Genomic DNA, 19,373 nt, shown 5'->3' on the forward strand with positions numbered 1-19,373 from the left:
TCACGCCTTCGCCGTGGGCGGCGCTGTCGGCACGTCCATTCGCTGCACGTGGTCCGCCTCGAGACTCTGCACGAGCGAGGTGAGCGCGGGGAGTGACTTCTCGATCATGCTCAGTTCATCAGCCGACAGTTGCTGCATCGCCGCGCTCACGCGCTCCTGGTTGGCGTGCAGCCACTGGTCGAGGGTCTGCCGGCCCTGCTTGGTGAGGTGCAGGCTGACGGCCCGCCGGTCCAGCGGATCCGGTTCGCGTGCGACGAGGCCCGCGACCACCATCTGCTGGATGATCGTACTCACGGTGTTTGTCGCGAGCCGATGCCGCCGCGCCATCTCGCTGATGCGAATACCCGGCTCGTCGTCGAGGCGTTGCAGCACCTCGACCTGGGCCATCGGCAGGGCCTCCCACGGGATCTCGCTGCGCACGCTGGCGCGCAGCACCCGCCGGATCCGGGTGACCAGATCGGTCAGGTGCTGCGATCCCGGCATCATCATCGTCACAGAACTTGCCTCTCCACCCGAAAGACTAGTCAAAGGCGAGCGCAGCGTCCCGCCATGCCCGAAAATGCTCGGCGCGGTTGAATTCGGCGAGCTCGCCCGGCAGGTAGGTCACGTTGTGCAGCCGGCCAGTGAAAGGGTAAGACCGGTGCTTCTCGTGCATCGACCACGAGACGGGGCCGCCGCGGTCAATCCCGACGTCGATCCCCGTGTACGGAGCGAGGCCGATCATCATCTGCACACCGTCGAGCCGTACCTCGTCGGAGCCGTCAAGCGACAGCGAGAGATCCCACCGCAGTCTTGGCCGCCACTCGGCGGCCAAGACCACCCGGTGCCGGCCCGCACCCACGACGGGACCGGCGACGCGGTGCAGGTGCCCGTACTCGTTGTAGTCGAGATGCACCCGGCCGTCCTCGAGGTAGACGACGTATCCGCCGTTCTGGTCGCCATGGGCGAAGAGGACGCCCTCATCGGCACCGTCGACGGTGATCTCGGCGACGGCCTCGAAGGACCGCTGCGCGATGAGCGCAGCCGACCGTTCGCGCTCGAGCTGTGGAGTGCCGGGGAGGAGGCGCACAGGTTCCGAGAACGCGTCCTCCCGCGGGCGGTGCACCTGCGTGAGATAGCCCTTCGCGTCTTCCAGGGGGAAGACGGTGTTCCGCCAGGCCTCGCGCTCCCACTCCTGGGCGAGATCGCGCACGAGATCGGGATGCTGCACCGAGACGTCGTCGATCTCGGTCGGGTCGTTGCGCACGTCGAACAGCTGCCACTCGCTGTCGTCGTACTCGGCGCCCGGGCGGTGGAGCGTCAGCGCCTTGAAGCCGTCGCGGTACATGCCGCGGTGGCCGTTCCATTCCGTGTACTGCGAGGTGCGCACACCCGGGTGATCGCTATCCGCCAGCAGCGGCAGGAAGCTCTGGCCGTCTACGTCCTTGACCGGCTTCCCCCGGCGCGTGGTGGGGGCGGGAACGCCCACCGCCTCGAGGATCGTCGGAGCGATGTCAGAGACGAAGGCGTACTGGCGCCGGAAGCCGTCGTCGCACGCTGCCCGCGCGATCCGCTCCGGCCAGTGCACGATCATCGGCGTGCGCACGCCACCGCCGAAGGTCGACCCCTTGTAGAGACGGAACGGCGTGTTCGACACCATCGCCCAGCCGCGCGGGTACTGCACCATGGCCTGCGGGCCACCGATGAGGTCGATGTCGATGTCGCTGTCGCGCTGCCAGTCGTCGGGGATGCCTCGCATGAACCCGAGGAAGTTGGCGAGGTAACTGCGCGTTCCGAGGGGCCCGCCGTCGTTAGCGCCGCCGTTGTCGCTGGTGAACACGATGATGGTGTTGTCGAGTTCGCCGTACTGTTCCAGCATCTCCAGCAGCCGCCCGAGGTTCTGGTCGAGGTTGTCGACCATGGCGGCGTAGACCTCCATGATCCTGGCAGTCTTGGCCTGTTCGTCGGCAGGGACGTCGTCCCACGGCGGCACGTCGAGCGCCGGTCCCTCGTGGTTGCGCGTCGGCAGCCGGGTGCCCTCCTCGACCACGCTGAGCTCGCGCTGGCGCGCGAAGCGCTCGTCGCGCAGCGCGTCCCAGCCGTCGTTGTAACGCCCACGGTACTTCGCCATGTCCTCCGGCTTGGCGGCGAACGGCGCATGCATGGCGTGATGGGCGAAGTACAGGAAGAACGGTTTCTGCGCATCGTGTGCCCGCAGCGCCTTGATCATGCCGATCGCCTCGTCGGTGAGGTCGTCGGTGAGGTAGTAGTCGTCGGCGTAGCGATCAACCTCGACCGGGCTGTTGTCGCGGACGAGGCGGTTGGGTGCCATGAACGGAGTGAATCCCTCCAGGCATCCGTAATACCGGTCGAACCCGCGTTGGATCGGCCACGATGCCTTCGAGGCGCCGTCGTTCGTGACGCCGCCGCGGCTGAGGTGCCACTTGCCGACCATAAATGTGGCGTAGCCGGCGTCGCGCAGCGTCTCCGGCAGCGTGGCCACGTCGTCGGCGATCTCGAAGGTGGAGTTCGGGAAGCCGGGGTCGAAGCCGGCGACGGTGCTGAAGCCCGCGCGGTGCGGGTTGATGCCCGTCAGCAGCGACGCGCGCGCAGGCGAGCACACCGGCGTCGTGTGGTAGTTCGTGAAGCGCACGCCCGCGGCGGCGAGCCGGTCGAGATTGGGCGTGTCGATCTCGCTGCCGAACGGACCGATGTCGGCGTAGCCCATGTCGTCGACGAGCATGACGATGACGTTCGGCGCGCCGTCGGGCGGCGTCGGCTCCGGCGGCCATGAAGGGCGGGACTCGCCGTAGGTGCGCCCGACGTGACCGTCGAAGCCGTCGTAGCCGCGGGCGAACGGCGGGGTTCCAGTCCGGGTTTGCTCAGGCATCCGTCTTCTCCGTCCGCTCGTCCCGGAACCGGGGGTCGATGATCTCGCGCATGACGCGGCTGCGCAGCTCGCCAAAGCGCGGGCTGGCCTTGGTACCGATCTGATCCCGCTCCGCGCCGAGGTCGACCGGGATCTCATCGATCACGCGCGTGGGCGTACCCGCGACGACGACCACGCGATCGCTCAGATAGACCGCCTCGTCAATGTCGTGCGTGACGAGCGTGATCGTGAGCCCCAGGTCGGTACGCAACTGCCGGATGAGGTCTTCGAGCTCGAACCGCGTCTGCGCGTCGACCGAGCCGAACGGCTCGTCCATGAGCAGGATCGGTGCGTCATATGCGAGTGCGCGCGCGATCGCAACGCGTTGCTGCATGCCGCCGGACAGCTGCCACGGATACTGGTCGGCGACATCGCCGAGCCCGACGGATTCGAGTGCGCGCACCGCCCGCTCGCGGCGCTCCTGCTTGCGCACACCGTTGCTCTGCAGCGGGAACGCTACGTTGTCCCACACCCGCATCCAGGGCATGAGCGACCCGCGGTAGTCCTGGAAGACGACGGCGATGTCGGCGAGCGGGCGATCGACGTTCCGGTCGCCGTACTTCACCGTTCCGGCGGTCGGGCCCATCAGTCCCGACAAGCACCGCAACAGTGTCGTCTTGCCTGCACCGGACGGGCCGACGATGCAGACGAACTCGCCCGGCTGCACCGTGAGGTCGAGTCCGCCGAGCACGTGCTTGTCGCCGAAGTCCTTCGTCAGGTTCTCGACCGTGAGCGCGTGATCCGCCCTGATCTTCCCTGCGGTCGTCTCGATGGGTGTCATGAGTGTGGTCCCCTCTGTGAGATCTGTGACGATCGTGCGCTCACCTTCGCCTTCGGCTTCTGTCTGCCCGGGCGCCGTTCGTACCACCCCAGCGCGAGATGCTCGATCCACATGAACACCACGTTGACGAGGTAGCCGACGGCCGCGAGTGTGATCGTGCCCGCCCACGTCTCGGCGACCGCGAAACGCTGCCCGCTGAACAGGATGTAGTAGCCGATGCCCTCGGCCGATCCGAACATCTCGCTCACGACGACCATGACAATGCCGACAGACAGCGCGATGCGCAGCCCGGCGAAGATCTGCGGCAGCGCCCCCATGAGGGTCACGCGGCGCAGGCGCAGCTCGTTGCGGATGCGGTAACTGCGCGACGTCTCGAGGATCGAGGGGGCGATGCCGCGCACGCCATCGGTCGTATGCAGCAGTACGGGCCACACGCAACCGAGTGCGATCAGGGCGATCTTCGGCCCGGCCCCGATGCCGAGCGCCGTGATGAAGATCGGCACGAGCGCCACGAACGGCAGCGCGCGCACGAAGTTCAGTAGTGGCTGAGCCGCGTCGCGCAGTGCCGCCTGTTCGCCGAGAAAGAGACCGACGGCGATGCCGATCACGGCCGCGATGAGGTATCCGGCGAAGAAGTTGACCATGCTGTACCCAAGGTCGGCGCCGAGCTGCCCCTCCGTGAAGCCGCGGAAGATGGTGTCCATGACGTGCGTCGCGGGTGGGAAGTAGATGTTGGTGCTGTTGGCCGTGAGAATGAACACCAACGCGATGAGGGCGATCGGCAGCCATACGAAGGTCACGAGACGTCCGATACGCGGGCCGATCATCGATGTTGCCGTGTTGTCAGTCATTGGTCGAGGCCCTCCAGCGAAGGAATCTCTCTTCGGCGATCTCGGCGACGCGCGTCACGAGATAGCCGAGGTTGCCTGCCACGATGAAGTATGCGAACGCGATCGGCGTGGCACCGTCGAGCTGTGCGCGCGACAGGCCGGAGCCGATCCCGGGCAAGCCCCCGACGATCTCGACGCCGACCGACACGAGGACGGCGATCGTCGCCGCGAGTCGCAGCCCGGTCATGATCGACGGCGTCGCTGTCGGCAACGCCACGCGCAGGAAGTAGTAGCCGAACCGGATGCGGTACGATCGGCTCGTCTCGATGATGGAATGCTCGATCGCGCGCGCGCCGTACAGCGTCTGGACGATGAGCGGGAACACGCAGGCGAGCACGATCGCGATGAGCTTGGTGGGCATCGTCGTCCCATAGAACAGCATGATGACCGGCAGCAGTGCGATCGAGGGGAACGAACGCCCGAGATCCACGAGGATGCGGATCGATCGTTCGATGAAGGTCGCTGTCCCCGCGACGAGCCCGATGGGGATCGCGATGGCCGCGGAGATGAGCAGTCCGAGCATGGCGCCACCCAGGGTCATGCCGACCGCCGCCCAGAACTCCGCGGTGACGAGGAGCTCCAGGAGGGCGATGAGGACCGGCCCCACGCGGGGGAGGAGCGCCGGCGGCAGCAGGCCACTGAGGGCGACGAGCTCCCAGACGGCGATCGCCCCGACGACGAACGCGATCTGCGCGATAGCCCGCTGGCCGCGCGAACGCTCGATTCCCTTGCTCCTCCCCCGTCGTAGACGACGGGGCGTCTCAGTAATGGTGCTCACGTCTGCCTGTCCTGTTCGGCCCCTGCTCAGTCGAGCTTGGCGCCGCTCCAGAGCAGGTCTGTCGCGACGTCGATGGGCTGACTGACGTAGCCCTGCTCAACCATCGCGTCAACCGCCTGCTGGATGATGTCGACGTGGAACGGTCCGCTGAACGGCTGGATCGCACGCGTGTCGATGTAGCTCTCGGGAAGTTTCGTGAACTCCTTGTCCACGGCGCGCACAAGATCAGGGTTCTCGTTCGCATACTTCTCGGCCTTGGCATTCGCGCGCACGAAGGCCTCGACGATCTCGGGGTTCTCGGCGATGTACTGATCGCTCGCGGACCATACGACCTGAGTGATGCGCGGCAGCGTCTGCGACGCCGCCGTGTCCTCGAGGAACGTGAACCCTTGCTCCACCGCCCCGGCGAAGAACGCCGCGAAGGTGAGGATGGCGTCAGCCTGACCGCCGAGCGCCGCGTCTGCGAGCGCATCGGGCGTCAGCTGCACCCACGTGACCGAATCGAGCGGTACCCCTGCCTTACCCAGCGCGATGTTGGTGGAGATCACGGGAAGTCCGGCCAGCTGGTTCGTCGCGATCGTCTTTCCTTCGAGATCGGCGACGGAGGTGATGTCACTCCCGGGCGGAACGAGCACACCGGCACTCGACGGGAGCGACGGGTCGTCATTCTGGATCACGGACAGCAGCGAGATCGGCACGCCCTCGGCCACGGCGCTGATCGGCGACGCGATATCGAGCTGCGCGAATTGGATCTGGCCGCTGACGAGCTGCGGCGCGAGGCTCGCGGGGTTGCCGGTGCCCGCTTTGACGTTCAGCTTGAGCCCCTCCTCCTCGAAGAAGCCCTGCTCCATGCCGAGGATGAGCGGCTCGAACTGACCACCCGATGACCGGATGACGTTCAGTTCCGTGAGATTCTCGGGATCGAGTGTCGCGGGCGCGTCCGGACTGGCCGACGCGCAGCCCGAGAAAATCAGTGCTGCTGTCGCCGTGACGGCGACCACAGTCGCAACTCCGCGCCGTGGGGTGAGCGTCATATCTGTGCCTCCTTGCACACCTCGTGCTACGCCTCAGAATGCGGCGACTCCCTCACGAAGGTGACCACGGCCAATGATTCTTTTGGCAGAATAGTTCTGTCAATCGATACGTATTATCGGAGGAGCTGATACGAGCGGTCGCGACTGCGCGCACATACTGACCTGAGTCCGAGAGGGGTCTGACGTGCCCGAAAAGCGCTTCCCACCGTCGGTGTATCGCACGGGGGACGAGCCCGACGCCCGCTTTACGCTGGCCAACGAGCGCACGTTCCTCGCGTGGACGCGCACGGCCCTCGCGATGATCGCCGGAGGCGTCGCGCTGGAGGCGCTGGCGCTCGATCTACAGCCGCAGCTACGGCTCGCGGCATCCCTTCTTCTCATCGGCACAGGCATCGTCCTCGCTCCTGCCGCGTATCTTGACTGGATGCGCACCGAACGGGCGCTGCGGCGCGCAGCGCCGCTGCCTGGCTCGCGCATGAGTGTGGCCATCGCGGTCGTCGTCGTGGTCGTGGGCGTGCTCATCGTGCTCGGCACCCTGTGGCGATGAGAGGCGAGGGGCGATGATGAGCGACCGCGGGGCGCAGGCTGAGCGCACCGAACTGGCATGGCGCCGCTCAGCGCTCGCCGTCGGGGTCGGCTCGCTCATCGCTCTGCGCCTGCTGCCCGAGCTGATCGGCGGAGCAGGCGCAGCGATCGGGTGCCTCGGGCTCTGTGCCGCGACGCTCATCTGGGCCACCGGGCAATACCGCAGCCGCGCGTTCGCACGCCACCTCGCCGATCCGCATGTGCGCGCGCCCGGCGGCGCGCTGCTGCTCGCGCTCGTCGCGTTCACGATCGCCGTGGGCGGGTTCTCGCTCGCCCTGACCTTCATCGCGGCACGCTGAAGTAAGGGTTGCCGCCTCGCCGCAACGCGGCCGCGGCGAGGCGGCAGCGGCTCAGCCCACTTCGGCGAAGGTCTCGGCAACCCAGTCGGCGGTGAACTCGCCAACGTACTCCATGTTGTCGATGCCGATGTGCTCGGCGCCCCCCTCTTCCTGCGTGAAGATGCGCAGCTCGCGCTTGGGCGAGTTCACGGCCGCCTCGTACTCGTCGTAGGCATACTTCACCGGGATCTGCCGGTCGCCCTCGCCGTGGGTGACCAGGAACGGCACCGTGATCTTCTCGACGACGCCCTCGAGGCGCATGTTCTTCGTCTTCTCGAGGAAGTCGGCGTCGTCCTTCGCACCGAAGACCCAGTGCACATGGTCCCAGTAGTGGGGCACGGGGTTCTCGCCCTCACGGTTGCGCCGGGCCTCCTGCACGGCTGCCCAGTCGTAGTTGGCGCCCCACGCGACAGCGAGCGCGATGCGCTTGTCGAACGCGGTGGCACGCGGCACATAGTAGCCGCCGAGCGACCAGCCCACGAGACCGATCTTGGCGGTGTCGACGTCGAGCTCTGCGGCGTTTGCCTCGACCCAGTCGATGATGGACTTCGCCCACACCTCGGTGTCGTAACGGGCATGCAAGCCGCGCATGCGCAGCGCCTCACCCGATCCGGGCGGGTCGATCATGAGTGTCGAGATGCCGCGGCGGGCCATCTGCTGCGGGAACCGGGAGGTATACATCATCTCCTTGGTGGAGTCGAGCCCGTTCCACATGATGATGAGCGGCTTCGGGCCGTCGCCCGATGCACGGTAGAAGTAGCCGGGCAGCGCCGACCCCGCAGGTGCGTCGTCGCCGTGGTAGGGCACGTCTACCGTGGTGACGGGGATGCCGCCGAGCTCGACGTGCTTGAGCAGCAGGTCGATCGACTTCTGGTAGGCGGCCTTGCGGCCCTCCCAGGCGGGCGACTGCAGGCGCTCGGCCTGCGACGTGTAGAGCGCCGCGCGATAGTACTTGTCGGATGCGCTGAGCGTCCAGCCGCGCGCCTCGTCGGCCTCTGCCGATGCGAGCAGACGGTCGGCGACGGCCTGCCACGACGCGTACAGCAACTCGGTGCCGACGTCGTCGCCCTGCTGCGAGGCCTCCAGCGCCGGACGGGCGGCCTTGTCGACCTCGTCGATGAACCCGCCGTTGTTAAGCGAGGCGACGACCGCCATGCTCCAGACGTAGTTGGTGGGGTAGTACATGTACATGGGATCTCCTAGGAGGTCTCGGAGCGGACGGCGTCGGAGAGGAACGTCGCGACGCCGGAGAGGTACTGGCCGCCGTCGACACCGATCTCGGCACCGGTGATGTACGAGGCGGCGTCCGACAGCAGGAAGGCCACAAGGTTCGCGACCTCTTCGGGCTCGCCGCCGCGGTGCAGCGGCGCGATCTGGACGTTCGCGTCGAGGAATGCGGTCGGTGCGTTCGCCGTCATCTCGGTCCGGATGTAGCCGGGGTGGACGATGTTGACCCGGATGCCTCGCGGCCCGAGCTCTGTCACGCATGTATGCGTAAGCCCCCGGATCGCCCACTTGCTCGTCGTGTACGCGGCGGTGTAGTGGCCGGTGAGCCCTGCCGCCGAGCCGATGTTGACGATCGACGAGCCCCGCCCCATGAGCGGCAGCAGAGCCTGGATGCCGAGCATGGCGCCGGTGACGTTGACCGCGAGCACCCGATCCCAGTCGGCCCGGTCGACGTTGCCGATGCGCACGCGGTGCGTGACGCCGGCGTTGTTGACGAGGCCCTTGACGGCGCGCCCGCCGAGCGAGCCGACGAGTGCGGCCCAGTCGGCCTCGTCGGTCACGTCGAGACGGCGGTAGGACACAGACCCCCGGAGGGGTGCCGCGGCCTCGCGCAGCTCGGGCGCGTCATCGCGGAGGTCGGCCGCCACAATGTCGGCGCCCTGCCGGGCGAGCAGCAGAGCCTCCTGCATACCCTGGCCACCGGCGGCACCGGTGATCACGAAGAGGTTGCCGGCTACACCCGGGAGATTCATGTCGTCACCGCCGTTCCGGGCGGGCCGGGGCGGTCGAGCATCTCGATGAAGTTGCCCTCGGGATCGGCGACGAACGCCATGCGCACGCCGGAGACCGGGGAGTCACCGGGGGGCATGATGGATGCCGCGCCCGCGGCGATGAGCCGATCGTACTGCGCATCCACGTCGTTGACGCGCAGGCAGATGTGCCCGTATCCCTGGCTGAGCACGTGCTCGGGCGCACTGGTTGCGCGCGGCTTCGGCTGCGAGCCGGGGCGGTGCAGCAGCTCGAGCGCCCACCCGTACTCGGGGTCGACGAGAAAGACGACACGCAACCCCACGGCGGGGATACCGCCGGGCTCGAGCTTCTCGAGCCCCAGCGCCTCGGCGTACCAGTCGGCCTGGGCGTCGAGAGCGCCGACCGAGAGGCCGACGTGGTCGAGCTGTGTCATGAGTCCCTCGGTCCGTGGTGCATGAGTCCGTCGATCGCGCCCGCCGGCAGTACGGCGAGTGCGTCCTCGCCGTACTCCGCGCCCACCAGCACGAACGCGACCCGGGCGATCGTATCGCCGCGGTTGGCCCAGGCGTGATCGGTGCCGCGCTGCACGACGATGTCGCCGGCACGCGCGGTCACCTCGCTGTCATCGAGGATGAGTGTGATCTCGCCCTCGAGCACGATGCCGTAGTCGATCGACTGCGTGCGGTGCACCGGCGACTGCAAACCGTGCTCGTCGAGGCTGCCGGGCAGGAACTCGTTGATGCGGATGCGCGTGCCGTGCGTCGGCGGCGGCACCGTGATGGCGCCCGCGGTGGGGTCCTCGGGCCCCGCGCCGATGACGGCCGGAACCGTGTCGGTCACCCACACCTCGTGGAACGCGACGCCGTCATCGGGCAGTTCGCGCGTGACGGGCACGGGCGCATCGCTGACCACGATCGACACCCCGCCCGCATCGTGCCCGGTGACGATGCGGCGGGGGACCCGGAAGCCGCTCACGGCTCGGGCACCAGGGCGACGAGGGCCTCGGCCATGACACGGCCCGGGTCGGCGTCGGGGGTGCCGGGGTGCAGCTCCCAGTTGGCCAGCTGCAACGAGGCATCCACCACTCCCTTGATCCGCGGGATGCGGCGGGCGTGGAAGGCGGCGAGCTGCTCGTCGAAGTCGTCCTCAGCAGTCATGTACTCGGCGAACAGCAGCGCGTCCTCGACACACTGCGCGGCGCCCTGGGCGATGAGCGGTGGCACGGCGTGCACGGCCTCACCGAGCGCGACGACGCGGCCCTTGTTCCACGGACCCTCAACGAAGATCCACTCGATCTCTTGGAAGTTCAGGAACGTGTCGGGACCGAGCGATTCGCGCAGGTAGTCGAACGGGCCGTGGAAGTTCGCCATGAGGCGCTGTGCCTCCTGCCAGCCTTCCAGGCCGTTGTCGGGGCGCTCGGGCGGGCACAGTACGAAGATGTAACACTGGTCTTCGCTCACCGGCGTGTACCCGACCTTGTACGCACCGCTGTCGTCGAGCGGGTAGGCGATACCGCCGGTCATCTCCGGCAGGCGCGAGGTGACCGCACGCCAGATACCCAGGCCGCTCGGCGCGCGGTCCTCGGCGATGCCGAGCTTCGCGCGGTTCTCCGACTTGATGCCGTCGGCCACGACGATGATGTCCCATGTCTCCCGCGTGCCGTCCGACAGCACCGACGTGGCCGTGTCGCCGTCAGTCTCGAAGTCGGTCAGCTCGAGCCCGAGCCGGATCTCGACGCCGTGCTCTTCGGCCTTGCGCACGAGAATCTCGTGCAGGTCGGGCCGCAGCGCACCGATCGTCGCGGGCAGGTCGTCGCCGCCCGTGCGAGGCGTGGGCATCTCGGCCATGACACGGCCGTCGGCCCAGTACAGCGTGACACCGTTCTCGGCCTGGCCGACCTCGAGGACCTCGTCGATGACGCCGATCTCCTTGAAGACCCACAGCGCGTTGCCCTGGATCGTGAGGCCGTGGCCCACCCGCGCCCACGCGGGCGCCTTGTCCACGAGGGTGACCTTCACGTCGCGCTGGGCGAGCGCGATCGCGGTCGTCAGGCCGGTGAATCCCCCGCCGACGATGAGCACGTTGTGAACCGACATCTTCGTCTCCTGATCCTGCGCAGCCTCGGTGCGGCCGCCTGTCGTCGTGATCGACGTTAGGGGGGGGGCCGCCGTGCCACCAGTCACGCAACCCGATGCCTGCTATCGCCGTCAGGGGCGCAGCAGGCCGTTCGCGACGCTCCGCGCTGCCAGCTCTCGCAACCAAGTGTGGCCGGCGCCATGCACGCGCGCAGCGTTCCACCACAGCCGCAGGATCAGTTCGACCGTCGGGAAGGGCGTGGGCACGGCGACGGTGCCGGTGACGGCGGCGTTGCGCGCGACGAGCCGCCGCGGCACGACACCCATCAGGTTGGTGCCGGCAACGATGAGCGGTACCGACAGCAGCGTCGACGTCGTCACGCGCACCTTCGGAAAGGCATCCAGCTCATGCATCCGCCGTTCGACCTGAGTGAGATGCGCGCGCCCGAAGTCGCACCGGATGTGCGGGCTGGCCAGGAACGCCTTCAGCGAGATCTCGCCGTCGACGACCGCCGGATTGCCGCGATCGGCGATGACCACATACTCATCGCGCAGCAACTCGATGCTCTCGGTGTCGAGCCCGACGCCCGGCGGAAGGACGACGAAGTCGCTGGCGAGCAGCTCGCGCTCGGAATCGGCCGGATCGACCGGGAGGCGCAGGAAGTCGAAGCGGATGCCGGGGGCCACCGCTTCAGCGAGTGCGAACAGGGGCCGCAGCTCGATGGCGGCATAGTCCGATAGGTGGATGCGGAAGGTGCGCACGGTAGACTCCGGCGCGAACGGCTCGTCCTGACCGAGTGCCTGTGCGACCAGCGGCAGCGTCAGCTGCACCTGCGGCAACAGTTGACGGGCCAGTGGCGTCAGCTCGTAGTCGCGCCCGACCCGTACGAGCAGTTCGTCCTCGAACTGGGTGCGCAACCGCGACAGGGCCGACGACATCGTCGACTGGCCGAGCCCCAGGCGTGCACCGGCACGCGTGACGTTCTCCTCCTCCAGCAGCGCGCGCAGCGCGAGGAGCAGGTTCAAGTCTGCGTCGACAGCCGCCACAGATGCATGGTATCCGGCGGGCCCATGGTGCCGCGGCATCCACTCGTCTTAGCCTCGGGGAAACGCGCCCTGCGCGCCCAGAACTCGGAAAGAAGGTCGACGATGACTCAGCGCCTCGTGTCCCATCTGCGCTACGCCGCGCTCGCGGTGCCCGATTTCGAGGAGGAGCGCGATTTCTTCGTGAAGCACTGGGGTCTCACCGAGGTCGAGGGCGGCGACGGGCTCAGCTACCTCGCGGCCGAGGGCTCCGAGGAGCCGTTCATCCTGCGGCTGCGCAAGGATGACAAGCGCATCGATCTCGTCGGCTTCGGCGTGCGCGACCGCTCCGACGTCGACGCGCTCGCCGCGAAGCTGAAGGCCAAGGGGGTGCAGTTCGTGCACGAGCCGCAGGCGCTGGCCGGCTTCAGCGGTGGCTACGGATTCCGTGTGTTCGACGGCGATGGGCGCGTGCTCGAGTTCTCGGCCGGGTATGAGCACCGCGAGGCGCGCAAGATCCGCGAGCGCGAGCCGATCCCCGCGAAGCTCTCGCACGTCGTGTTCAACTCCGCGAACCTCAACCAGACCGTGCAGTGGTATATCGACCACCTCGACTTCACGATCTCGGACTCGCTCGTGCGCCCGGACGGCGGCGACATGATGCACTTCCTGCGGTGCAACGAGAACCACCATTCGATCGCCGTGGCGATGGGCCCGCACCACGCGCTGCACCACCTTTCGTTCGAGATGCGCGGCATCGAGGAGTGGATGCGCGGCTCGGGCAAGATCCTGCGCGCCGGCGCGCGCATGATCTGGGGCCCCGGCCGTCATAACGCCGGCGACAACACGTTTGCGTACTTCCTCGACCCGGCCGGGAACACCATCGAGTACACGACCGAGCTCGCGATGGTCGACGACGACACGTGGGTGCCGCACAAGCACGACATCAGCCACCTCTCGACGCAGGACCAGTGGGGCACCGCACAGGAGATGAGCGAGCTCGTCGCCCGCGAATCGTTCAACGACATCGACAAGGGCCTGTTCGTAGCCCCCCCCGTGTGAAGCGGCCCGTTCTCTCTGGAGGTCAGATCATGACACGCATCCATTTCGCCGCCGACCACGGCGGGTACGAGCTCGGCCGCGCGCTCGAACAGCGGGCGATCACCGCGGGCTTCGACGTGGTCTGGCACGGCGCCGACCAGCTCGACCCGGGCGACGACTACCCGATCTTCGCAGTGCACGTCGGTACGGCCGTCGTCACCGACCAGGACGCCAGCGTCGACGCGTTCGGCGTGCTGGTGGTGGACGACGCATTCGCCGGCGTCGTCGCTGTGAACAAGGTGAACGGCGCGCGGGCGGTGACCACCGATTCGCCGCGCGGCTCGGTGCGCGCGCGGGCGGTCGTCGACGCCAACGTGCTCGTGCTCGAGGGCATCGCCTTCGAGGAGTCGGCGTGGCTGAACCTGTACGCGTTCGTCACCTCGCCGATGGAACAGACGGTCGAGCGTGGCCGGCAGATCCTGCAGATCGAGGAGTACGAGAACTCGGGCACCATTGAAGGGTGGGCGGTGCAGCTCGAGCCCGAGCAGATCCACCGCTCGTACGAGTGACCTGTTAGAGACATTCGTGAAGGAGACCGCATGACCCGCGCAGCCCTGTACGACCAGACCGGCGGACCCGAGGTCCTTCGCATCGGTACGGTGGAGGACGCTCAGCCCGGACCGGGCGAGGTGGTGCTGCGCGTGCGCGCCGCGGGGCTGAACCCGATCGACAGCAAGATCCGCACCGGGTTCGTCCCGTTGAATGCGCCGTTCCCGCGCCGCGTCGGTTCGGATGTCGCCGGCACCGTCGAGGCCGTCGGCGACAGCGCCGTCTACTGGGACGGCACCCCGATCGTCGTCGGGGACGAAGTCTTCGGGCGCGGCGAGGGCTCAATCGCAGAGCGCACGATCGCCACCGCCGATGGAATTGCCAAGCGGGCAGATTCCGTGCCACTCGAGGTCGCGGGCGGGCTCTGGATCGCAGGCTTGACCGCGGTGTCGTGCCTGGTGACCGTACCGGTTGGCGAGGGCGATGTCGTGCTCGTCGGTGGTGCGTCGGGTGCGGTCGGCATCGTGGCGGCACAGCTGGCTGCCGCCGCCGGCGCGCACGTGATCGGCACGGCGTCTGAGCGCAACCACGAATTCCTGCGCTCGATCGGCGTCGAACCCGTGACGTACGGCGGGGGGCTGACCGCGCGCGTGCGCGAGCTCGGTACCGTGACCGCCGTCATGGACTGCCACGGACGTGAGGTGCTCGACGCGGGCGTCGAACTGGGCGTTCCGGTCGACCGCATGGTCGCGATCGCCGCCTACGCCGCGCTGGAAGAGCTCGGTGTGCACAACGTCGAGCGTGACGCACGCACCGCCGAGAACCTCGCGAAGCTGGGCGACCGCATCGCCGACGGCACACTTGTGCTGCCGGTCGCGGACGTGTACTCGCTCGACGACGTGGTCGCCGCGTTCACGGCGCTCGAGGGGTCACACGTGCCCGGCAAGATCGTCGTCACGCCCTGACCTGACTGGAGCCGGCGGCGCGACCGGTAGCCCGCACGCCCAGCCGGTGCATGGTATCCCCTCGCCGAACCCGAGCATCCCTGTCGAACCAGAGGTCTACGACCCTAGCCTCGCCCAGACCGCACGGGTTCAGCGTTCGTGTTGCGGGTGTGCCTGGGGGCACCGTGATGGGCGAGGTATCCATCGTCAGGGCACGATCACTGGCGTTGCGCGTTCTAAAAAAATAAATTATATTCTATGCTTCATCTAATACCCTTCAAAGGAGAGTTCATGTCCCGAACACTGCGCCGCCCTCTGGCGGTCATCGCAGCCCTCGCGGCGATGACTCTTGCCGGCTGTGCCTCAGGCCCGACCAGTGAGAGTCTCCCTTCGGGTGAAGCCACCCCGGCGGCCACCATCACTGTCGGTGTGACGCCCATCGCGAATGCTGCGCCGGTCTATCTGGGAATCGATCAGGGCTTCTTCGAGGAGCAGAACCTCGAAGTGACACCCACGATCATCCAGGCAGCTGCAGCAGCAATTCCGTCGCTCCTGAATGATGAGCTTCAGTTCGCCCTCGTCTCTCCGGTACCAACCATCACAGGAGCCTCCAAGGGGCTCCCCCTCAACATCGTGCTCGCAAACGACCACTACGGTAGCGGTGCCGATTTCCTAGACGGTGCGGCACTCATCGCGTCCGCGAACAGCGGGCTTTCCGACGTCACCGAACTCGAGGGCAAGACGATCGCAGTCGTCGGCCTGAGGTCCGCCCCGGAACTCGCCATGCGGCTCACGCTCGAAGCGAACGATGTGGACCCGGACTCCGTCGACTTTGTCGAGATCGCCTACCCGGACATGGTCTCTGCGCTACAGTCGGACCGCGTCGACGCAGCTGTCGTGGTCACGCCCTTCCTCACGCAGGCAAAGGCTGACGGGCTCGCGTTGCTCTCGCAGCCGTTCGTGGATGGCCTCGGCGGCGAAGTCGGCACCACCTGGGTTGCGAGCAGCACGTTCCTCGATGAAGAACCCGATGTCGCCGTCCGCTTTACCACGGCAATGACGAAGGCTGTCGCCTACGCCGCGGAGAACCCCGCTGAGGTGCGCCGCATCATGGCGACCTACACAGAGATGTCAGAGCAGGCGCTCGCAAATGCGCTGCTGCCGGTGTATAATTCGCAGATTACCGACGCGAACATCCAGTTCTTCGCGGACGCAATGTACGCCCAGGGGTTCATCGAGGACGAGTTCGACACAGCCGGTGTGCTCTGGAAGCCATGAGGCATGCCAACACGGTGGGGGGAGTCGGCCTGTTTGGTCGGCTCCCTCATCTGAACGTCACCACCACGTTCGCCAAGATCGCATTCATCGCTCTACTGTTGGTCGGCTGGCAACTTGCTGCCTCCGGCGGTGGTCTCGGTGCAGTTCCGGTGCCTACCGACGTCGCGATCGCGCTCGTTGGAATCTTCGCCAACGGGTCTGTCTGGGTCCCGCTAGGCATCACCATGGGCGCGTGGGCGATCTCTTTCGCCGCATCGGCGATCGTGGGCATCGGCGTGGGCTTCCCCCTCGGAGCAAGCCGGCTCGCGTACCAGTCGTCCGTGTTCCTGCTCGACTTCTGCCGAACGATTCCCGCGCTCGCTTTGGTTCCACTCGTCCTACTGATGTTCGGGACCCGCATCCAGAGTCCAATTCTGCTGGCGAGCTTCGGCGCCGTGTGGGCCGTGCTCCTCCAGACGATCTACGGAGTGCGCGACGTCGATCCGGTTGCCCGCGACACCTACCGCTCGTATCGAGTGCGCCGACGTGACGTGCTCACGCGGCTCATCCTTCCCACCGCGGCTCCGTACATCGCGACGGGGCTCCGCCTCAGTGCGGCGATCTGTCTGCTCCTCACGCTCAGCGTGCAGATTGTGATCGCGTCGCCCGGGATCGGGCAGCAGATCGTTCTGACCAGTCTCGGTGGAGCGGTTGCAAAGATGTATGCGTATATCGTCCTCGCCGGGATCCTTGGTATCGCCCTCAACGCCGCCTTCGTCGCACTGGAACGGGTCATGCTGCGCTGGCATCCCTCCTTTCGGAAGGAAGCACGATGACGCGACGTCTCCGCAATCTCGGCCTCGCGTTGCTTTTGCCGATCGCCGTCGTCGTCACGTGGTGGTTCACCAGCGCGAACTCGACATCGTTCTACTTCCCTCCGCTGGAGACCATCCTCACAAGGTTCCGGGAGCTGTGGATCTTCGACCTGGTGCCCGTGCATGTCGCTCCCAGCCTCGCCTCCATCGGACTTGGCCTCCTGGCGTCGATCGTCATCGGAGTGACGGCGGGGGTGATCCTGGGACTCTCCCCCTTTATCAGCGAGACCGTCAGCCCAGTCCTGCAGTTCCTTCGGTACCTTCCCGCAGTCGCCCTGCTCCCTCTGGCGATCCAGCTGATCGGAATCGGGATTGAGATGCGGGTGACGATCATCGTTCTCGGTGCCGTCTGGCCGATCCTGCTGAACACGATGGACGGCGTGCGTGCGATTCACCCCGCCGTCGTCGACGTCGCGCGCTCAACGCGCATCTCGCCCGTCGACTGGATCTTCCGCATCGTTCTCCCCGCTGCCAGCCCTCAGATCTTCGCAGGGATCCGCGCCAGTCTCGCCGTCGCCGTCGTGCTGATGGTCGCCAGTGAGCTTCTGGGAAGCTCAAGCGGTATGGGCTACTTCATCCTCGAGTCGCAACGGCAGTTCTCGCTCCCCGAGATGTGGTCGGGGATGATCCTGCTCGGCATCATCGGCTATCTCCTGAACGTCCTGTTCGGGCTGATCGAACACCGCGTGCTCGCGTGGCACCGCCTCTCCCGAGGCTGAAAGGATACCCATGTCCACTGCACAGACAACCGCAGTCCTCGCGGTCGAGCACCTTCGCAAGCGCTTCGGCGCCACCAAGGTGCTGGGCGATGTGACGTTCACGGCCGCCGCGGGGGAGTTCGTGTGCATCGTCGGCCCGTCCGGCGTGGGCAAGACGACACTTCTCCGCTGCCTGGCCCAGCTCGGACCCGCCGACGAGGGTCGTGTTCTGCTCGACGGCGCGGTCGTGACCGCACCGCCGGCAAAGATGGCCGTCGTCTTCCAAGATTACAGCCGATCACTGATGCCGTGGATGCGTGTCGGTGCGAACGTCGAGTTGCCGCTGCGCCGTTCCAAGCTCAGCCGCGTGCAGCGTCGCGAGCGTGTTCAGCTGGCGCTCCGGGATGTCGGGCTCGCCCATGCCAGCGACCTCTACCCGTGGCAGATGTCGGGCGGAATGCAGCAGCGCGCGGCGATCGCGCGCGCCCTCGCGTACCGTCCCGAGGTGCTCATCATGGACGAGCCGTTCGCCTCGGTAGACGCCCAGACGCGTGCCGATCTGGAAGACCTGATGCTCGACCTACGCGAGCGACTGGGCGTCACCATCGTCCTCGTGACGCATGATATCGACGAGGCTGTCTACCTCTCCGACAAAGTCGTCGTCCTGTCGGGGCGACCGGCGACAGTGACGGAGACGGTGCGGGTGAAGCTCCCTTCGCCGCGTGACCAGATCGCGACGAAAGCCGAACTCGAGTTCTTGTCGCTTCGCGCGCACATCCACGGCCTGATCAGCGCCGCGGGCCGCGCGTCTCTGGTGGATACTGAGTAGCATTCCCCGATCTCAGCGCTCCGCGAAAGGCCCGCCCATGACGTCAGCTCGTCCGATCCCGGAACCTGGCTCCCGCCGTGCCACAGATCTGGTATTCCGGCACCTTCAACGGCAGATCATGATCGGCGATCTCACTCCCGGTGAGCGCATCGACATAGATGCCATCGCGACTGACCTGCAGGTGAGCCGCACACCGGTTCGCGAAGCACTGCTGCAACTCGAGCGCGAGGGCCTGGTCGACCGCCAGGCCTACAAGGGCACGGTTGTCGCCGGCGTGGACCCGGTGCGCCTGGAGGAGAATGTCGCACTGCGCCTTCAGATGGAGGGTCTCGCGGCAGGTCTCGGGGTGTCTCAGCTCGACGCGTACCGGCTCAGCGAGATGGAGTCGGCACTCGTCGAACTCGATGGGCACATCGCGGCCCGTGAGGAGTACTCGCTCGGTGTCTTCAACGAGTACAATCGCCTGTTCCACAGCACGCTCTACGCGGCATCGGGTCGCGAATCGCTTATCCGTCTTGTGGACAGCCTTCAAGTCGAAGCGGATCGCATTCGGTTGCATTTCGACGTGCGAAGCAGCGGTGTCAACACCGAGCACTGGACGATCCTCGAAGCGTGCCGTGCGGGAGAGGCCGCCACAGCACGACGGGCGACACAACACCACATCCTGAATGCGTACCTTCGCACGCGTGGAATGGATGCGGTACCCCGCGATGCCGAGATGCTCCTCGCTGTCACGAAGGCCGAGGGAATTCCCGCGCGTGCCGTCGAAGTGACGGCATTCTGACGTAAAC

At 67.0% G+C, this 19,373-nt stretch carries 22 protein-coding genes; 10 read left to right on the plus strand and 12 right to left on the minus strand.

Annotated features, from left to right (window positions below; all coding sequences use genetic code 11):
• The 6 genes from ACK5IN_RS02275 to ACK5IN_RS02300 are packed head-to-tail and all read right to left on the minus strand — an operon-like array spanning window position 1 to window position 6,391.
• Window positions 1-489, minus strand: a complete 489-nt coding sequence (locus tag ACK5IN_RS02275) for a MarR family winged helix-turn-helix transcriptional regulator (protein ID WP_416894647.1) — start codon at window positions 487-489, stop codon at window positions 1-3.
• A 31-nt stretch (window positions 490-520) separates the two neighbouring features.
• Window positions 521-2,869 carry an arylsulfatase gene (locus ACK5IN_RS02280; protein WP_416894607.1) on the minus strand — a complete coding sequence of 783 codons (2,349 nt, stop codon included), beginning with the start codon at window positions 2,867-2,869 and terminating at the stop codon, window positions 521-523.
• Window positions 2,862-3,689, minus strand: coding sequence for an ABC transporter ATP-binding protein (locus tag ACK5IN_RS02285; protein WP_416894608.1), 828 nt, complete (start codon window positions 3,687-3,689; stop codon window positions 2,862-2,864). Before ACK5IN_RS02285 ends, ACK5IN_RS02280 begins: the two co-directional genes overlap by 8 nt.
• Window positions 3,686-4,540, minus strand: a complete 855-nt coding sequence (locus ACK5IN_RS02290) for an ABC transporter permease (protein WP_416894609.1) — start codon at window positions 4,538-4,540, stop codon at window positions 3,686-3,688. The genes ACK5IN_RS02285 and ACK5IN_RS02290 overlap by 4 nt, the downstream gene beginning before the upstream one ends.
• Entirely contained in the window at window positions 4,533-5,357 is an 825-nt protein-coding gene (locus ACK5IN_RS02295; protein WP_416894610.1) for an ABC transporter permease, read from the minus strand. The genes ACK5IN_RS02290 and ACK5IN_RS02295 overlap by 8 nt, the downstream gene beginning before the upstream one ends.
• Before the next feature lie 26 nt (window positions 5,358-5,383).
• Window positions 5,384-6,391, minus strand: a complete 1,008-nt coding sequence (locus tag ACK5IN_RS02300) for an ABC transporter substrate-binding protein (protein WP_416894611.1) — start codon at window positions 6,389-6,391, stop codon at window positions 5,384-5,386.
• Between the two features lie 184 nt (window positions 6,392-6,575).
• Between ACK5IN_RS02300 and ACK5IN_RS02305 the strand changes: the two genes are divergently transcribed.
• On the plus strand, window positions 6,576-6,938 hold the full coding sequence (locus ACK5IN_RS02305; protein WP_416894612.1) for a YidH family protein: 363 nt from the start codon (window positions 6,576-6,578) through the stop codon (window positions 6,936-6,938).
• Between the two features lie 16 nt (window positions 6,939-6,954).
• Window positions 6,955-7,275, plus strand: a complete 321-nt coding sequence (locus ACK5IN_RS02310) for a DUF202 domain-containing protein (protein ID WP_416894613.1) — start codon at window positions 6,955-6,957, stop codon at window positions 7,273-7,275.
• 51 nt (window positions 7,276-7,326) lie between these two features.
• On the opposite strand, the gene ACK5IN_RS02315 is transcribed toward ACK5IN_RS02310, so the two are convergent.
• The 6 genes from ACK5IN_RS02315 to ACK5IN_RS02340 form a co-directional block, all read right to left on the minus strand.
• Entirely contained in the window at window positions 7,327-8,505 is a 1,179-nt protein-coding gene (locus ACK5IN_RS02315) for an alpha/beta fold hydrolase (protein WP_416894614.1), read from the minus strand.
• An 8-nt stretch (window positions 8,506-8,513) separates the two neighbouring features.
• A complete protein-coding gene (locus ACK5IN_RS02320) occupies window positions 8,514-9,293 on the minus strand; it encodes an SDR family NAD(P)-dependent oxidoreductase (protein WP_416894615.1) in 780 nt (259 codons plus the stop codon).
• Window positions 9,290-9,724 carry a VOC family protein gene (locus tag ACK5IN_RS02325; RefSeq protein WP_416894616.1) on the minus strand — a complete coding sequence of 145 codons (435 nt, stop codon included), beginning with the start codon at window positions 9,722-9,724 and terminating at the stop codon, window positions 9,290-9,292. The genes ACK5IN_RS02320 and ACK5IN_RS02325 overlap by 4 nt, the downstream gene beginning before the upstream one ends.
• Window positions 9,721-10,266, minus strand: coding sequence for a cupin domain-containing protein (locus ACK5IN_RS02330; protein WP_416894617.1), 546 nt, complete (start codon window positions 10,264-10,266; stop codon window positions 9,721-9,723). Before ACK5IN_RS02330 ends, ACK5IN_RS02325 begins: the two co-directional genes overlap by 4 nt.
• Window positions 10,263-11,387 (minus strand): FAD-dependent oxidoreductase, encoded by a 1,125-nt coding sequence (locus tag ACK5IN_RS02335; RefSeq protein WP_416894618.1) that lies wholly within the window; start codon window positions 11,385-11,387, stop codon window positions 10,263-10,265. Before ACK5IN_RS02335 ends, ACK5IN_RS02330 begins: the two co-directional genes overlap by 4 nt.
• Before the next feature lie 111 nt (window positions 11,388-11,498).
• Window positions 11,499-12,413, minus strand: a complete 915-nt coding sequence (locus ACK5IN_RS02340) for a LysR family transcriptional regulator (RefSeq protein ID WP_416894619.1) — start codon at window positions 12,411-12,413, stop codon at window positions 11,499-11,501.
• A gap of 102 nt (window positions 12,414-12,515) precedes the next feature.
• Here ACK5IN_RS02340 and ACK5IN_RS02345 point away from each other — a divergent pair, with 102 nt between their 5' ends.
• From ACK5IN_RS02345 to ACK5IN_RS02380, 8 genes are all read left to right on the plus strand, one after another.
• Window positions 12,516-13,451, plus strand: coding sequence for a VOC family protein (locus ACK5IN_RS02345; protein WP_416894620.1), 936 nt, complete (start codon window positions 12,516-12,518; stop codon window positions 13,449-13,451).
• Between the two features lie 29 nt (window positions 13,452-13,480).
• Window positions 13,481-13,999 (plus strand): RpiB/LacA/LacB family sugar-phosphate isomerase, encoded by a 519-nt coding sequence (locus ACK5IN_RS02350; RefSeq protein ID WP_416894621.1) that lies wholly within the window; start codon window positions 13,481-13,483, stop codon window positions 13,997-13,999.
• A gap of 30 nt (window positions 14,000-14,029) precedes the next feature.
• Window positions 14,030-14,944 carry an NADP-dependent oxidoreductase gene (locus ACK5IN_RS02355; RefSeq protein ID WP_416894622.1) on the plus strand — a complete coding sequence of 305 codons (915 nt, stop codon included), beginning with the start codon at window positions 14,030-14,032 and terminating at the stop codon, window positions 14,942-14,944.
• Between the two features lie 270 nt (window positions 14,945-15,214).
• On the plus strand, window positions 15,215-16,201 hold the full coding sequence (locus ACK5IN_RS02360) for an ABC transporter substrate-binding protein (protein WP_416894623.1): 987 nt from the start codon (window positions 15,215-15,217) through the stop codon (window positions 16,199-16,201).
• Window positions 16,198-17,016, plus strand: a complete 819-nt coding sequence (locus ACK5IN_RS02365) for an ABC transporter permease (protein WP_416894624.1) — start codon at window positions 16,198-16,200, stop codon at window positions 17,014-17,016. The genes ACK5IN_RS02360 and ACK5IN_RS02365 overlap by 4 nt, the downstream gene beginning before the upstream one ends.
• A complete protein-coding gene (locus ACK5IN_RS02370; protein WP_416894625.1) occupies window positions 17,013-17,774 on the plus strand; it encodes an ABC transporter permease in 762 nt (253 codons plus the stop codon). Before ACK5IN_RS02365 ends, ACK5IN_RS02370 begins: the two co-directional genes overlap by 4 nt.
• A 10-nt stretch (window positions 17,775-17,784) precedes the next feature.
• Window positions 17,785-18,582 (plus strand): ABC transporter ATP-binding protein, encoded by a 798-nt coding sequence (locus ACK5IN_RS02375; protein WP_416894626.1) that lies wholly within the window; start codon window positions 17,785-17,787, stop codon window positions 18,580-18,582.
• A 37-nt stretch (window positions 18,583-18,619) separates the two neighbouring features.
• Complete coding sequence (locus tag ACK5IN_RS02380; RefSeq protein WP_416894627.1) at window positions 18,620-19,366, plus strand: GntR family transcriptional regulator; 747 nt, start codon at window positions 18,620-18,622, stop codon at window positions 19,364-19,366.
• Window positions 19,367-19,373: the final 7 nt, after the last annotated feature.

The organism is Microbacterium sp. (assembly GCF_047971895.1).
In the GTDB taxonomy this organism is placed as follows: Bacteria; Actinomycetota; Actinomycetes; order Actinomycetales; family Microbacteriaceae; genus Microbacterium.

Excerpts from the sequence above, each read along its gene's own strand:
- ACK5IN_RS02275 (WP_416894647.1), bottom strand. The coding sequence starts at position 489 with ATGATGATGCCGGGATCGCAGCACCTGACCGATCTGGTCACCCGGATC.
- ACK5IN_RS02280 (WP_416894607.1), bottom strand. The coding sequence starts at position 2,869 with ATGCCTGAGCAAACCCGGACTGGAACCCCGCCGTTCGCCCGCGGCTAC.
- ACK5IN_RS02285 (WP_416894608.1), bottom strand. The coding sequence starts at position 3,689 with ATGACACCCATCGAGACGACCGCAGGGAAGATCAGGGCGGATCACGCG.
- ACK5IN_RS02290 (WP_416894609.1), bottom strand. The coding sequence starts at position 4,540 with ATGACTGACAACACGGCAACATCGATGATCGGCCCGCGTATCGGACGT.
- ACK5IN_RS02300 (WP_416894611.1), bottom strand. The coding sequence starts at position 6,391 with ATGACGCTCACCCCACGGCGCGGAGTTGCGACTGTGGTCGCCGTCACG.
- ACK5IN_RS02310 (WP_416894613.1), top strand. The coding sequence starts at position 6,955 with ATGAGCGACCGCGGGGCGCAGGCTGAGCGCACCGAACTGGCATGGCGC.
- ACK5IN_RS02315 (WP_416894614.1), bottom strand. The coding sequence starts at position 8,505 with ATGTACATGTACTACCCCACCAACTACGTCTGGAGCATGGCGGTCGTC.
- ACK5IN_RS02320 (WP_416894615.1), bottom strand. The coding sequence starts at position 9,293 with ATGAATCTCCCGGGTGTAGCCGGCAACCTCTTCGTGATCACCGGTGCC.
- ACK5IN_RS02325 (WP_416894616.1), bottom strand. The coding sequence starts at position 9,724 with ATGACACAGCTCGACCACGTCGGCCTCTCGGTCGGCGCTCTCGACGCC.
- ACK5IN_RS02335 (WP_416894618.1), bottom strand. The coding sequence starts at position 11,387 with ATGTCGGTTCACAACGTGCTCATCGTCGGCGGGGGATTCACCGGCCTG.
- ACK5IN_RS02345 (WP_416894620.1), top strand. The coding sequence starts at position 12,516 with ATGACTCAGCGCCTCGTGTCCCATCTGCGCTACGCCGCGCTCGCGGTG.
- ACK5IN_RS02350 (WP_416894621.1), top strand. The coding sequence starts at position 13,481 with ATGACACGCATCCATTTCGCCGCCGACCACGGCGGGTACGAGCTCGGC.
- ACK5IN_RS02355 (WP_416894622.1), top strand. The coding sequence starts at position 14,030 with ATGACCCGCGCAGCCCTGTACGACCAGACCGGCGGACCCGAGGTCCTT.
- ACK5IN_RS02360 (WP_416894623.1), top strand. The coding sequence starts at position 15,215 with ATGTCCCGAACACTGCGCCGCCCTCTGGCGGTCATCGCAGCCCTCGCG.
- ACK5IN_RS02365 (WP_416894624.1), top strand. The coding sequence starts at position 16,198 with ATGAGGCATGCCAACACGGTGGGGGGAGTCGGCCTGTTTGGTCGGCTC.
- ACK5IN_RS02370 (WP_416894625.1), top strand. The coding sequence starts at position 17,013 with ATGACGCGACGTCTCCGCAATCTCGGCCTCGCGTTGCTTTTGCCGATC.
- ACK5IN_RS02375 (WP_416894626.1), top strand. The coding sequence starts at position 17,785 with ATGTCCACTGCACAGACAACCGCAGTCCTCGCGGTCGAGCACCTTCGC.
- ACK5IN_RS02380 (WP_416894627.1), top strand. The coding sequence starts at position 18,620 with ATGACGTCAGCTCGTCCGATCCCGGAACCTGGCTCCCGCCGTGCCACA.